Source organism: Shigella sp. FC1661 (assembly GCF_001712525.1).
GTDB lineage: Bacteria > Pseudomonadota > Gammaproteobacteria > Enterobacterales > Enterobacteriaceae > Escherichia > Escherichia coli.
Map to the genome: position 1 here is coordinate 1 of NZ_MDGW01000017.1, position 13,571 is coordinate 13,571.

General features: G+C 53.6%; 10 protein-coding genes and 4 pseudogenes. 7 read left to right on the forward strand and 7 right to left on the reverse strand.

Annotated elements, in window-relative coordinates; translation table 11 throughout:
* Together BFF42_RS01335 and BFF42_RS01340 are read left to right on the forward strand one after the other, a co-directional pair.
* Nucleotides 1-326 (forward strand): annotated as a pseudogene (locus tag BFF42_RS01335) (IS1-like element IS1B family transposase); the annotation flags it as partial.
* 20 nt (nt 327-346) lie between these two features.
* Complete coding sequence (locus BFF42_RS01340; RefSeq protein ID WP_000751624.1) at nt 347-1,249, forward strand: SAM hydrolase/SAM-dependent halogenase family protein; 903 nt, start codon at nt 347-349, stop codon at nt 1,247-1,249.
* 44 nt (nt 1,250-1,293) lie between these two features.
* On the opposite strand, the gene uvrD is transcribed toward BFF42_RS01340, so the two are convergent.
* The 6 genes from uvrD to lptM form a co-directional block, all read right to left on the reverse strand.
* Nucleotides 1,294-3,456 (reverse strand): DNA helicase II, encoded by a 2,163-nt coding sequence (gene uvrD / locus BFF42_RS01345; RefSeq protein WP_000383412.1) that lies wholly within the window; start codon nt 3,454-3,456, stop codon nt 1,294-1,296.
* An 83-nt stretch (nt 3,457-3,539) separates the two neighbouring features.
* Complete coding sequence (gene yigB, locus BFF42_RS01350; protein ID WP_001213584.1) at nt 3,540-4,256, reverse strand: 5-amino-6-(5-phospho-D-ribitylamino)uracil phosphatase YigB; 717 nt, start codon at nt 4,254-4,256, stop codon at nt 3,540-3,542.
* Complete coding sequence (gene xerC / locus BFF42_RS01355; RefSeq protein ID WP_000130691.1) at nt 4,256-5,152, reverse strand: tyrosine recombinase XerC; 897 nt, start codon at nt 5,150-5,152, stop codon at nt 4,256-4,258. The genes yigB and xerC overlap by 1 nt, the downstream gene beginning before the upstream one ends.
* Nucleotides 5,149-5,856, reverse strand: coding sequence for a DUF484 domain-containing protein (locus BFF42_RS01360; protein ID WP_000812796.1), 708 nt, complete (start codon nt 5,854-5,856; stop codon nt 5,149-5,151). The genes xerC and BFF42_RS01360 overlap by 4 nt, the downstream gene beginning before the upstream one ends.
* On the reverse strand, nt 5,853-6,677 hold the full coding sequence (dapF, locus tag BFF42_RS01365) for a diaminopimelate epimerase (RefSeq protein WP_039059678.1): 825 nt from the start codon (nt 6,675-6,677) through the stop codon (nt 5,853-5,855). The genes BFF42_RS01360 and dapF overlap by 4 nt, the downstream gene beginning before the upstream one ends.
* A 36-nt stretch (nt 6,678-6,713) precedes the next feature.
* On the reverse strand, nt 6,714-6,917 hold the full coding sequence (gene lptM, locus BFF42_RS01370) for an LPS translocon maturation chaperone LptM (RefSeq protein ID WP_000799905.1): 204 nt from the start codon (nt 6,915-6,917) through the stop codon (nt 6,714-6,716).
* A gap of 158 nt (nt 6,918-7,075) precedes the next feature.
* Here lptM and BFF42_RS27465 point away from each other — a divergent pair.
* Both BFF42_RS27465 and cyaY read left to right on the forward strand, forming a co-directional pair.
* Nucleotides 7,076-7,251 (forward strand): annotated as a pseudogene (locus BFF42_RS27465) (DKNYY family protein); the annotation flags it as partial.
* 128 nt (nt 7,252-7,379) lie between these two features.
* Nucleotides 7,380-7,700, forward strand: a complete 321-nt coding sequence (gene cyaY, locus BFF42_RS01380; protein WP_000999936.1) for an iron donor protein CyaY — start codon at nt 7,380-7,382, stop codon at nt 7,698-7,700.
* 39 nt (nt 7,701-7,739) lie between these two features.
* On the opposite strand, the gene cyaA is transcribed toward cyaY, so the two are convergent.
* On the reverse strand, nt 7,740-10,286 hold the full coding sequence (cyaA, locus tag BFF42_RS01385; protein ID WP_000281680.1) for a class I adenylate cyclase: 2,547 nt from the start codon (nt 10,284-10,286) through the stop codon (nt 7,740-7,742).
* Nucleotides 10,287-10,672: 386 nt separating this feature from the next.
* Between cyaA and hemC the strand changes: the two are divergent.
* The 3 genes and pseudogenes from hemC to hemX form a co-directional block, all read left to right on the forward strand.
* Nucleotides 10,673-11,613 (forward strand): annotated as a pseudogene (gene hemC, locus BFF42_RS01390) (hydroxymethylbilane synthase).
* Entirely contained in the window at nt 11,610-12,350 is a 741-nt protein-coding gene (gene hemD, locus BFF42_RS01395; protein ID WP_000026066.1) for a uroporphyrinogen-III synthase, read from the forward strand. Before hemC ends, hemD begins: the two are co-directional and overlap by 4 nt.
* Before the next feature lie 21 nt (nt 12,351-12,371).
* Nucleotides 12,372-13,571 (forward strand): annotated as a pseudogene (gene hemX, locus BFF42_RS01400) (uroporphyrinogen-III C-methyltransferase); the annotation flags it as partial.

Genomic DNA, 13,571 nt, shown 5'->3' on the forward strand with positions numbered 1-13,571 from the left:
TTTACGCGTATGACAGGCTCCGGAAGACGGTTGTTGCGCACGTATTCGGTGAACGCACTATGGCGACGCTGGGGCGTCTTATGAGCTTGCTGTCACCCTTTGACGTGGTGATATGGATGACGGATGGCTGGCCACTGTATGAATCCCGCCTGAAGGGAAAGCTGCACGTAATCAGCAAGCGATATACGCAGCGAATTGAGCGGCATAACCTGAATCTGAGGCAGCACCTGGCACGGCTGGGACGGAAGTCGCTGTCGTTCTCAAAATCGGTGGAGCTGCATGACAAAGTCATCGGGCATTATCTGAACATAAAACACTATCAATAAGTTGGAGTCATTACCCAAAAATGAAAAAAACGCTCGCAACGTTATTTTTATTAACGTGTCTGGGATCATCATCCGCCTATGCGGATAACGCTTTGATTTTACAAACTGATTTTAGCCTGAAAGATGGTGCCGTCTCGGCGATGAAAGGGGTCGCATTCGGCGTTGACCATAATCTTAAAATCTTTGATTTAACACACGAAATTCCACCGTATAACATCTGGGAAGGCGCTTATCGCCTGTATCAGACTGCCAGTTACTGGCCGCAAGGTTCGGTGTTTGTTAGCGTGGTCGATCCGGGCGTAGGCACTGACCGTAAATCGGTAGTGCTGAAAACCAAAAACGGTCAATACTTCGTTTCACCAGATAACGGTACGCTCACTTTGGTGGCACAAACTCTGGGTATTGATAGCGTCCGGGAAATCGACGAAAAAGCTAACCGCCTGAAAGGTTCTGAAAAGTCATATACCTTCCACGGTCGTGACGTGTATGCCTACACCGGTGCACGTCTGGCTTCCGGGGCGATTACGTTCGAACAGGTGGGGCCAGAGCTTCCAGCAAAAGTTGTCGAACTTTCTTATCAGAAAGCAAAAGCAACAAAAGGTGAAGTGAAGGGCAATATCCCGATTCTCGATATTCAGTACGGCAACGTCTGGAGCAATATCAGCGACGAGTTGCTGAATCAGGCAGAAATCAAACTCAACGACACGTTGTGTGTGACCATTTCCGAAGGTTCCCAGCAAAAATACGCAGGGAAAATGCCGTATGTCGCAAGCTTCGGCGATGTGCCGGAAGGCCAGCCGATGGTGTATCTGAACAGCTTATTGAATGTTTCCGTGGCGCTGAATATGGATAATTTCGCGCAGAAACATCAGGTTGCGTCTGGTGCTGACTGGAATATTGATGTGAAGAAGTGCGCTAAGTAAGGTGCTGATGCGGAATGCGGTGTGGCGCACCGCATCCCGCAACGTCACACCGTCTCCAACCGGGCATAAGCCGCCACCAGCCATTTAATACCCTGGCCCTGGAATGCCACCTGCAAACGGCTATGTTCACCGCTGCCTTCCATATTGACGATGGTGCCTTCACCAAACTTAGCGTGGCGTACACGCTGGCCGAGCTTGTAGCCGCTGTCGTTCTCGACCATCGGCGTACCCATCCGCTGATGGCTGACCGGGCGGCTTACCGTGGCGCGCAGGCGCACCTCTTCCACACACTCTTCCGGCAGCTCGCCAATAAAGCGCGACGGGCGATGGTAAACCTCTTTGCCATACAGACGGCGAGTTTCCGCGTAGGTCAGCGTCAGTTTCTGCATCGCGCGGGTTACGCCAACGTAGGCCAGACGGCGTTCTTCTTCCAGACGCCCGCCTTCATCCAGCGACATCTGGCTTGGGAACATGCCCTCTTCCATACCGACGATAAACACCTGCGGGAACTCCAGACCTTTCGCCGAGTGCATGGTCATCAGTTGTACCGCATCCTGCCAGGTATCCGCCTGCCCTTCGCCTGCTTCCAGCGCCGCATGGGATAGGAACGCCTGCAGCGGCATTAAATCTTCGTCTTCTTCGTTGTAGCTGAACTGGCGCGTTGCCGTCACCAGTTCCTCTAAGTTTTCGATACGCGTCTGACCTTTTTCGCCCTTCTCCTGCTCGTACATGGTACGCAGGCCGGAGTCTTTAATTACCCGGTCAGTCTGTACATGCAGCGGCATATCGGCAGTTTCCTGCGCTAAGGCGTCGATCAGTTCCATAAACCGCTGTAAGGCGCTGGCAGCACGTCCGGCGAGGGCTTTTTCCTGCAACAGTTCACGACATGCCTGCCAGAGTGTTAACTGGCGATCGCGCGATGTCTGACGTACCACGTCCAGCGTCCGGTCACCAATACCCCGCGTTGGCGTATTCACCACACGCTCAAAGGCCGCGTCGTCGTTACGGTTGGCAATCAGGCGCAGATACGAGAGCGCATCTTTGATTTCCTGGCGTTCGAAGAAGCGCATCCCGCCGTAAATACGGTACGGCATACTCGCCTGCAACAGTGCTTCTTCCAGCACACGCGACTGGGCGTTACTGCGGTAGAGAATGGCGCACTCGGCAAGCGCCCCGCCGTTGTCCTGCCAGGTTTTGATGCGGTTAACCACAAAACGCGCTTCATCGAGTTCGTTAAAAGCGCAATAGAGGGAAATAGGCTCACCGTCCGCGCCATCGGTCCACAGTTTTTTACCCAGACGCCCGTTATTGTTTTCAATCAGGGCGTTAGCGGCGCTCAGAATATTGCTGGTAGAGCGGTAGTTTTGCTCCAGACGAATAGTTTCGGCACCGGGGAAATCATTAAGGAAACGCTGAATATTCTCCACCTGCGCCCCGCGCCAGCCGTAGATTGACTGGTCGTCATCACCGACGATCATCACTTTGCCGGTGTCGCCCGCCAGCAGGCGGATCCACGCGTACTGAATGTTGTTGGTATCCTGGAATTCGTCCACCAGGATATTGGTAAAACGTTCGCGGTAGTGTTGCAGGATATGCGGCTTGTTAAGCCACAACTCGTGAGCGCGCAGCAGCAGCTCGGCGAAGTCCACCAGGCCCGCGCGGTCACACGCTTCCTGATACGCCTGATACACCTTCTGCCAGGTCTGCTCCACCGGATTACCGTAGCTTTGAATATGATGTGGACGCAGGCCTTCATCTTTCTGGCTGTTGATGTACCACATTGCCTGGCGCGGCGGCCACTGCTTCTCGTCGAGGTTCATCGCCTTGATTAGGCGTTTGAGCAGGCGTAGCTGGTCCTCGCTGTCGAGGATCTGAAAATCCTGCGGCAGATTGGCGTCCATATGGTGCGCACGCAGCAGACGGTGCGCCAGCCCGTGGAAGGTGCCGACCCACATGCCGCCCTGGCTGGTGCCCATTAGCTGCCCGATACGATGACGCATCTCCGCCGCCGCTTTGTTGGTAAACGTCACCGCCATAATCGAGTATGGCGAGCAGTTTTCCACGCTCATCAGCCAGGCGATACGATGCACCAGTACGCGCGTCTTACCACTGCCCGCGCCCGCCAGCACCAGAAGGTTGCTGCGTGGCGCGGCCACCGCTTCGCGCTGTTTGTCATTAAGGCTGTCGAGCAGGTAAGAAACGTCCATTGGCACCGCCGCGTAAAAATAGGTTGGGCGGAGAAGCGCAACGCCCTCCGCCAAAAAGCTGGGTATATATACAGATTTGCTGATTATATCAGCGAGGTCAGAGATGCCAACCGGGAAATTTCCAGATGCGGCAGTAAACGGCTGTCCCAGGTTTGCATCAGATCGCCATTTTCCGGTCTGATCCAACAGGCCTGCATTCCGCTGCGAATTGCCCCACCCACGTCAGTGGTGAGATCGTCCCCAACATGTAAGATCTCGCCGATCGGCACGTTGAGTTTTTCCGCAGCCAGAAAGTACATATCGCTGAACGGTTTTGAGCGCCCGTGCGGGCCAGCGCGCAGCACAAACTCAAAATAATCCCCCAAACCAAACAGTTCCGGCTGGGCGTTACCGTTGGTGATCGCCACCAGCGGCCATTTCTTCGCCAGCTGTTTTAAGGTGTCGTGAGTTTGCTGCGGGACGTCGATTCGGCTGCGCCATTTGGCAAAGTTGATCATTGCTGCGTGTGCGCCTGCACTGGCTTCTTCGGCACTCAGCCCGGCGTCGAGCATCGCTTGTTCAATCGAACGAAAACGCCAGCGCGTCACGTCGTGATAAATCTCGGGTTCCGCTTCCCGTACCGCCTGGCGCAGGCGTTGCAGATCTTCATTCTGGAAGCTGCGCAGCGCCGGATGATAATTTTGCACAAAGGTAAGCGCCTCTCGCTCGGTGCGCAAAATCACCGGACGGTTATCGTAAAGGGTATCATCCAGGTCAAAGGTGAGCGCCGAGATGCGCCCCAAAGGCCGGTAAAAACGCATTATTTCCCCCGTTTGGCGCGTGGATGCGCCGCATCGTACACCGAGGCAAGGTGTTGAAAATCAAGATGAGTATAGATTTGCGTGGTGGAGAGGTTGGCATGACCCAGTAGCTCCTGCACACCACGAAGATCGCCGCTCGACTCCAGCATATGCGTAGCGAACGAGTGACGTAATTTATGTGGGTGAACGTGATTATTCAGCCCTTGTTTTATGCCCCATTCGGCAAAGCGTTTCTGCACATTACGCGCGGAGATACGCTTGCCCAGTTTCGACAGAAAAAGCGCGTCGTCTTCGCTACCAAACAGGTCGCGCAAATCAAGCCAGTGCTCAATCCACGCCACAGCGTTGCGACCAATCGGCAGGCGGCGCTCTTTGCTGCCTTTCCCCATTACCCACACTTCACCAGACTCCAGGTCGAGGTGTTTGATATCCAGCCCCACCAGCTCGGAAAGACGCAGACCAGCGCCGTACATCACTTCCAGCATTGCACGGTCGCGTACAGCGAGGGGATCGTTGATATCAATATCCAGCAGCCGATTCATATCGTCGACGTCGATATTTTTCGGCAGATGACGCGGCGCTTTCGGTGCCGAAACACCTTTCGCCGGGTTAGCTTTGAGTTCGTTCTGGCTGACCAGCCAGTCAAAAAAGCTACGTAGCGCAGAAAGCCGTAACGCCAGACTTGCTGCTCCCAGCCCTTTACGGCGACTGCGTACAGCAAAATTGCGCACCATCGTCACATCACATTGCTGCCAGCTTTGCAGGCCGTTTTCGCTGGCAAAATTGATGATCGCCTCAAGCTGACGCTGGTAGTTAAGCAGGGTTATCGGGCTAAGCTGGCGCTCCACGCTCAGATAACGTAGGTAGCGTTCTACATCGGTGTGTAAATCGGTCATACGCGTTCAATCCAACGCTCCAGAAGCTCCGGCAACATCAGCGCAATTTCATGAAGTAACTGCGTTCCTTGCCCTTGTTGATAGTGACTGGCATCGCGACTGGTAAACAGCACGACACCCAAATCAGCATCGCTTCCCAGCATCGACATCGCCACCGATCCCACCGCTTTCGCTTCCGGTAGCACCACCAGCAGCTCTGGTCCGTTAAGCGGCCCAAGATAGTGCTGTTCCTGCCCCAAACGCTGAATACGCAGCGGTTCGAAAGACTGACGGCTTAATGCCAGATGAGTGTGGTTCGACGGCGCACCTAAGCGCCAGCGATCCGGAAACAGGCGCAGACTCGCACCTGCCAGGCCGAGATCGCGCGCCCAGCGGTGAAAGCGCATCAGCATATCGTCGAGACTGCTGGCGGCGGTGAGACTGCGCTGCAGGTAGAGTAGGCGATAAAACAGGCCTTCGTTGGCGATAGCCTGTTCCATCAACAGCGCCATGTTCTCTTCCAGAACATGAATATGATTACGTGCGCGGGCCATGTGCCACTCGACCAACGAAACGGTGCCGCGTACCGGATGCGGCACACGTATCGCTTCTACTGCGCGCGCATTACGGATAAAAAACTCAGGATTTTTAATCAGATAATCGACAACCGCCCGGTCATCAAGCTCCGTGAGTGTTTCCTGCAGTTCTTCCCCTGGTTGCTTCATAGATGAATAAATCCGTCATAGACATGTACCGCCGGGCCAGTCATATATAACGGGTGACCCGGACCTTTCCAGGCGATATCAAGACGACCGCCGGGGAGTTCCACGCGTACTTCTTCGGCCAGCAAACCTTGCTGAATCCCTACTGCAACCGCCGCACACGCGCCGCTGCCGCAGGCCTGGGTTTCTCCTGCCCCACGCTCATAAACGCGTAAACGAATATGCTCGCGCTTAACCACTTGCATAAAACCGATATTGGCGCGCTCCGGAAAACGCTCGTGGCTTTCCAGAACAGGACCAAGCGTTTCTACCGCCGCGGTATCGACATCATCGACCTGAATCACGCAATGCGGATTTCCCATCGACACCACGCCGCATAAGATTGTCTGCTCGGCGGCGCGCATAATATAGGTCTTTTCCGCTTTGTTAGCGCGAAACGGCACAGCGGAAGGTTCGAAGTTGGGTTCGCCCATATTTACGCGGACCAGATCATCATCGGTGACGGTCAGAACCATCCGCCCGTTGGCGGTGCTGACGCGGATATCGCGCTTATTGGTCAGCCCTTTCAGGCGCACAAAACGGGCAAAGCAGCGCGCACCGTTGCCGCACTGCGCCACTTCACTGCCATCAGCATTGAAAATGCGATAGTGAAAATCCAGTTCAGGATCATACGGCGGCTCAATCACCAGCAGCTGGTCAAACCCTACCCCCAGGTGCCGATCCGCCAGCCGACGAATCAGCTCCGGTGAAAAAAAGACATTCTGCGTTACCGCGTCGACGACCATAAAATCGTTGCCAAGGCCATGCATTTTCGAGAACTGCATCATTTACTCCAATCACGCGGGTACAGAAACTGACTTTTAGTAATTCACCTGGGATGGACCATCGCCAGTGGCGCGATCGTTTTTATCCGGCACCGTGGATTGCGTTTGCGTCTCTACCGGTTTGGTCGGCGGCGGTGCATTTTTATCTGCAGGCGGGAAATAGAGCGGACCTTTCAGACCGCAGCCCGTCAGGCTGAAGAGAGTAAGTAATACAGTGAGTACCTTAAACACGTTTTTCATTATGGATTGCCTGTAAAGTTCATCGCTTTCTGCTTTCTATCATCGCAGGAGAAGGCGTAAAAGCAAGCGTTTAGCGACTCTTTATGAAGTCTGAAAAGTGAGGAAATGCTGCGAGTATAACGCTTACTCGTGAGGATTTATGTTCTGCTGGCAGTTTCGTGATCGGCACCTCGCGCCAGGATGGCTTTATGCACTATCGCAATGTGGTTTGTTTGTTGGCTTTTTTAGTTCCGTCAGCGTGAGGATGCTCGCTCGGTAAACCTGATCATAATGTTTACCAGAAACAGGGAAAGGCGTGGTGTAACTGCGCCCTAATGAAGAGACAAATCTTTCGCCACACAGAGACATCATTATTCCGGTGACGGATGAATCATGCCGGAACGCAGCAGCAGAGGTGCAAACTTTGAAGCCCTGACCCCATGCCGCTATACTGCCGCCATCACTTAAAAACAGGATACAACAATGAACGACAGTGAATTTCATCGCCTGGCTGATCAACTGTGGCTGACCATTGAAGAGCATCTGGACGACTGGGATGGCGACAGCGATATCGACTGCGAAATCAACGGCGGCGTGCTGACCATTACCTTTGAAAACGGCAGCAAAATCATTATCAACCGCCAGGAACCGCTGCACCAGGTATGGCTGGCAACCAAACAAGGCGGCTACCATTTTGATCTGAAAGGCGATGAGTGGATTTGCGATCGCAGCGGCGAAACCTTCTGGGATTTGCTGGAACAGGCGGCGACGCAGCAGGCGGGTGAAACAGTCAGTTTCCGCTAAGATTGCATGCCGGATAAGCCTCGCTTTCCGGCACGTTCATCACGAAAAATATTGCTGTAATAGCGGCGTATCGTGATCCTGATTGGCAGGCGGCATGTTACCGATAGATTTTGTGCGGAACGGAATCACCTGTTCACGACCATCAACCTTCACAATCTGATAGAACTGCGGCAGGTTGAAGTTGATGAAGCTTGAGCCGTAGGTGAAGCGGTCGTGCGATGACGAGTAGAAGCGACTGACGTCACGCACCAGTTCCTCTTTGCTGCCTTCGCAGTGGTGATACACCTCAACCCGGTTGCTTTCGTCAAGAATGTAGATATTAAAGCCATTCTCGTCTTGCGTTTCTTCGAAGAAGAACTGGATGATCCCTTCACTAGCAAAGCCGTCCACCACCGCCGGTAATTTGACGTGATTGGTTTCAACCTGCACTGACAGGCCGTGCAGTTTGTTATGCGAAATAGCGCCATAAAACTCGATGGCGTTCTCCAGCTTCTGTACCGATACATTCAGGCGTTCGAAGAACAAGCCCCAGGTTTGACCAGAAACGCGCAGCGCCTTGAAACGCCCGGTTTCCTGGCGGGTGCTGGAAAGGCGCAGTTCAATACACTCAGAAACCAGTTGCTGCACGCGAGTACGGATTAACCCGCGCAGATGCTGGCTATAACAGAAGACTTCCACGCTATCTGGCGGTGCGGCGTCCTGATGCATTTTGCCGAGAATAGTTTTCAGGGCTTCGATCATCGATTGCTCGCCGTTGAAGTGCAGCGTACGCACTTCGTTCCACGAGTTGCGGTACAGCAGGTCAACGCTACCTACCAGGCAATTTTGATTCTCGCCAAAGCTGAAGACATCCAGCTTACGGAAATCAAAATGCACCACCTGATTGCGGAACGCCGCTGTCGGGTCATATTCCAGGTTAACGATAATCGCCAGATGGCGGATCTCACACGGGCTGTAGAGCGCCTTCGGTGTCGGTGCAGGTAAGCGCAGCGGGAAATGGTGCGACACGTCGGCGACCATCTCCTGCAACTTAGGCAAATCGACAATGCCGTTACCTTTAATATACAAACGGGTGCGCGAGGTCAGCAGGCCGTTAAACCATGCCCACGCCACCAGTTTGTTCAGGTAACGGTTATATTCCAGCGGCTGATGGCTGATGATCGACTCAATATTTGGCGCGCGGTTATACAGATACCAACCTGAACGGTTAGCACGGCCCGGCGGCACATAAATAAAGGTCAGATTCGGTTCCGAGAGATCGGGTGAAATCTGCGGGTTTACCAGCGTCACTTTACCTGGTAATGCTTCAAACGCGGCATACAGCTTACGCGTCAGCACGCCGATATCCTGCGGACTGGCGGAGACGCTAAGGTTATTGCGACGCGCAAAGCGGATCAGATTACGGTAGCTCTGCATCATCGCGTCGAGCAACTCGTTGTGCGCCTCACGCACCTGATCAATCTTCCAGTTAGCGCGGTTATCGAGCATTGCCAGACGAGCTTCGTCCCAACCCCACTCGCTCACTAACTGGCTCAACACTGCGCGACGCCAGCCTACGCAGGCGCGTTCACGGCTGAGCTTTTCGCACACTTTTAAATAGAAGCAGCGACGTACTAAATCCAGACGGGTAAAATCTTCAATCGCCGTCAGGTATTCAGTAACACGCTCCAGCATCATGCAGTATGGATCGAGACCAAACGATACAATCTCACCGTCGTGCAAACGCTGTTTGATATCTTTCGCCAGCAGACGTGGGTTCGGGTATTCCCAGGAATAGGCTTCCAGCAGCAGTGTTTTCAGTACCGCTTTGTATGGGGAATCGATACTCTTGTAGAGCTGCCAAAGGCTGGCACCAAAGTACTCTTCAGCAGAAAGCGAGCTTAAGCCACCGAGATCCAGCCATTCATTTGGCGTCAGCACGCCCTGCGCGTAAAGCGTCATCACATAGTCGTCGTAATGCTCTTCTTCGTCGCACGGCACCATATTCCACAGAATACGCTTACCGGCGAGACGCACGGCGGTACGATAAAATTCGTCAAGCAGCAGTATATGCTGGGTGGAGCCACAATCTTCGCCCCCCAGGCTGCCGCTTTCATTATGACGGAAGCGGTTTTCATCAATCAGGAAGAAGCTGACTTCCACACCCAGCGAGGCGGCCCAGCTTTCCAGCAGACTACATTTACGTTGTAGTAACTGGCGCTCTTCGCTATCGAGCCAGGATTGATGACAGACCCAGATATCCAAGTCAGAGGAACAACTTTGCCCTACGGACGAGGTGCTGCCCATGGTGTATACACCAGTAATTGGAAGCTCACCTTTCGGTGGATCCTGTACTGACATTCCACGATACAGTTCAAGCTCGTTCAGGTAGTGGCGTTGAGTTTCATCAGGCGTGTAAAGGCAAATGCCTTTGGGAACGTTACCATCAAGGTAACCCGGCATTAGCGGATGGTGATAGTGCAACAATGTCGGCAGTAGACTGTAGACCTGTTGGAATGCAGGCCCCATAGCAGCAAGCGCGCGATCCACACGCAATTGATTTATGGCATCCAGTCTCTGTTTCAGAGTCTCAATATAGAGGTACAAGACGTATCGCCTGATTTGCTACCCGTCATGACTGTGATTCCGCCAACATCAACGGTAACACGCGGCATTCGGGATATTTCGTATGTCAAAGGTAACCGTTACCACTTTTCGCGCCTGGTTTTTTTAGTTTCACGACGAAAAAATGGTCTAAAACGTGATCAATTTAACACCTTGCTAATTGACCGTAAAGAAAGATGCGCTACATACAAGTGTAGCACCGTTTATTCTCTGTAAATTCCTTATTACGACGGCGTGAAACGCCTGTCAGGATCCACTGCCAGACCTCATTTTACGGTTTGCGCAGGCGTCTACGTTTCACCACAACACTGACATCACTCTGGCAAGGATGTTAGGATGGACCACGGATGATAATGACGGTAACAAGCATGTTAGACAATGTTTTAAGAATTGCCACACGCCAAAGCCCACTTGCACTCTGGCAGGCACACTATGTCAAAGACAAGTTGATGACGAGCCATCCGGGCCTGGTCGTTGAACTGGTACCGATGGTGACGCGCGGCGATGTGATTCTTGATACGCCGCTGGCGAAAGTAGGCGGAAAAGGCTTATTTGTAAAAGAGCTGGAAGTCGCGCTCCTCGAAAATCGCGCCGATATCGCCGTACATTCAATGAAAGATGTGCCGGTTGAATTCCCGCAAGGTCTGGGACTGGTCACTATTTGTGAGCGTGAAGATCCTCGCGATGCCTTTGTGTCCAATAACTATGACAGTCTGGATGCGTTACCAGCAGGCAGTATCGTCGGGACGTCCAGTTTACGTCGCCAGTGCCAACTGGCTGAACGCCGCCCGGATCTGATTATCCGCTCCCTGCGCGGCAACGTCGGCACTCGCCTGAGCAAACTAGATAACGGCGAATACGATGCCATCATTCTTGCTGTAGCCGGACTAAAACGTTTAGGTCTGGAGTCCCGCATTCGCGCCGCGTTACCACCCGAGATTTCTCTTCCAGCGGTAGGACAAGGTGCGGTCGGTATTGAATGCCGCCTTGATGATGCACGCACTCGCGAGCTGCTTGCCGCGCTGAATCACCACGAAACTGCACTGCGCGTTACCGCAGAACGCGCCATGAATACCCGTCTCGAAGGCGGATGTCAGGTGCCAATTGGTAGCTACGCCGAGCTTATTGATGGTGAAATCTGGCTGCGTGCGCTGGTCGCGCGCCGGACGGTTCGCAGATTATTCGCGGTGAACGCCGCGGTGCGCCGCAAGATGCCGAACAAATGGGGATTTCGCTGGCAGAAGAGCTACTGAATAACGGCGCGCGCGAGATCCTCGCTGAAGTCTATAACGGAGACGCCCCGGCATGAGTATCCTGGTCACCCGCCCGTCTCCCGCTGGAGAAGAGTTAGTGAGCCGTCTGCGCACACTGGGGCAGGTGGCCTGGCATTTTCCGCTGATTGAGTTTTCTCCGGGTCGACAATTACCACAACTTGCTGATCAACTGGCGGCGCTGGGGGAGAGCGATCTGTTGTTTGCCCTCTCGCAACACGCGGTTGCTTTTGCCCAATCACAGCTGCATCAGCAAGATCGTAAATGGCCCCGACTACCTGATTATTTCGCCATTGGACGCACCACCGCACTGGCGCTACATACCGTAAGCGGACAGAAGATTCTCTACCCGCAGGATCGGGAAATCAGCGAAGTCTTGCTACAATTACCTGAATTACAAAATATTGCGGGCAAACGTGCGCTGATATTACGTGGCAATGGCGGTCGTGAGCTAATTGGGGATACCCTGACAGCGCGCGGTGCTGAGGTCACTTTTTGTAAATGTTATCAACGATGCGCAATCCATTACGATGGTGCAGAAGAAGCGATGCGCTGGCAATCCCGCGAGGTGACGATGGTCGTTGTTACCAGCGGTGAAATGTTGCAGCAACTCTGGTCGCTGATCCCACAATGGTATCGTGAGCACTGGTTACTACGCTGTCGACTATTGGTCGTCAGTGAGCGTTTGGCGAAACTCGCCCGGGAACTGGGCTGGCAAGACATTAAGGTCGCCGATAACGCTGACAACGATGCGCTTTTACGGGCATTACAATAACTCTCATAACAGGAAGCCATAATGACGGAACAAGAAAAAACCTCCGCCGTGGTTGAAGAGACCAGGGAGGCCGTGGACACCACGTCACAACCTGTCGCAACAGAAAAAAAGAGTAAGAACAATACCGCATTGATTCTCAGCGCGGTGGCTATCGCTATTGCTCTGGCGGCGGGCGTCGGTTTGTATGGCTGGGGTAAACAACAGGCCGTCAATCAGACCGCCACCAGCGATGCCCTGGCTAACCAACTGACGGCATTGCAAAAAGCCCAGGAGAGCCAAAAAGCCGAGCTGGAAGGCATTATTAAGCAACAAGCTGCACAGCTTAAGCAGGCGAATCGTCAGCAAGAAACGCTGGCAAAACAGTTGGATGAAGTCCAACAAAAGGTCGCCACCATTTCCGGCAGCGATGCTAAAACCTGGCTGCTGGCTCAGGCCGATTTTCTGGTGAAACTCGCCGGACGGAAGCTGTGGAGCGATCAGGACGTCACGACCGCTGCAGCGTTGCTGAAAAGTGCAGATGCCAGCCTGGCGGATATGAATGACCCGAGTCTGATTACCGTTCGTCGGGCAATTACCGATGATATCGCCAGCCTTTCTGCAGTTTCGCAGGTGGATTATGACGGCATCATCCTTAAGCTTAATCAGCTTTCAAATCAGGTAGATAACCTGCGTCTGGCCGATAATGACAGCGATGGTTCGCCGATGGATTCCGACGGTGAAGAGCTTTCCAGTTCCATCAGCGAATGGCGTATCAATCTGCAAAAAAGCTGGCAGAACTTTATGGACAACTTCATTACGATTCGCCGTCGTGATGACACCGCCGTACCGCTGTTAGCGCCAAATCAGGATATCTATCTGCGCGAAAATATTCGCTCTCGCCTGCTGGTCGCAGCACAAGCTGTACCGCGTCACCAGGAAGAGACTTATCGCCAGGCGCTGGAGAACGTCTCCACCTGGGTACGTGCTTACTACGATACTGATGATGCCACCACCAAAGCGTTCCTCGACGAGGTGGACCAGTTAAGCCAGCAAAATATCTCGATGGATCTTCCGGAAACCCTGCAAAGCCAGGCGATGCTGGAAAAACTGATGCAGACTCGCGTGCGTAACCTGCTGGCACAACCGGCAGCAGGGACAACGGAAGCTAAACCTGCACCTGCGCCTGCACCTGCACCTGCGCCTGCCACCTGCCACCTGCACCTGCACCTGCACCTGCACCTG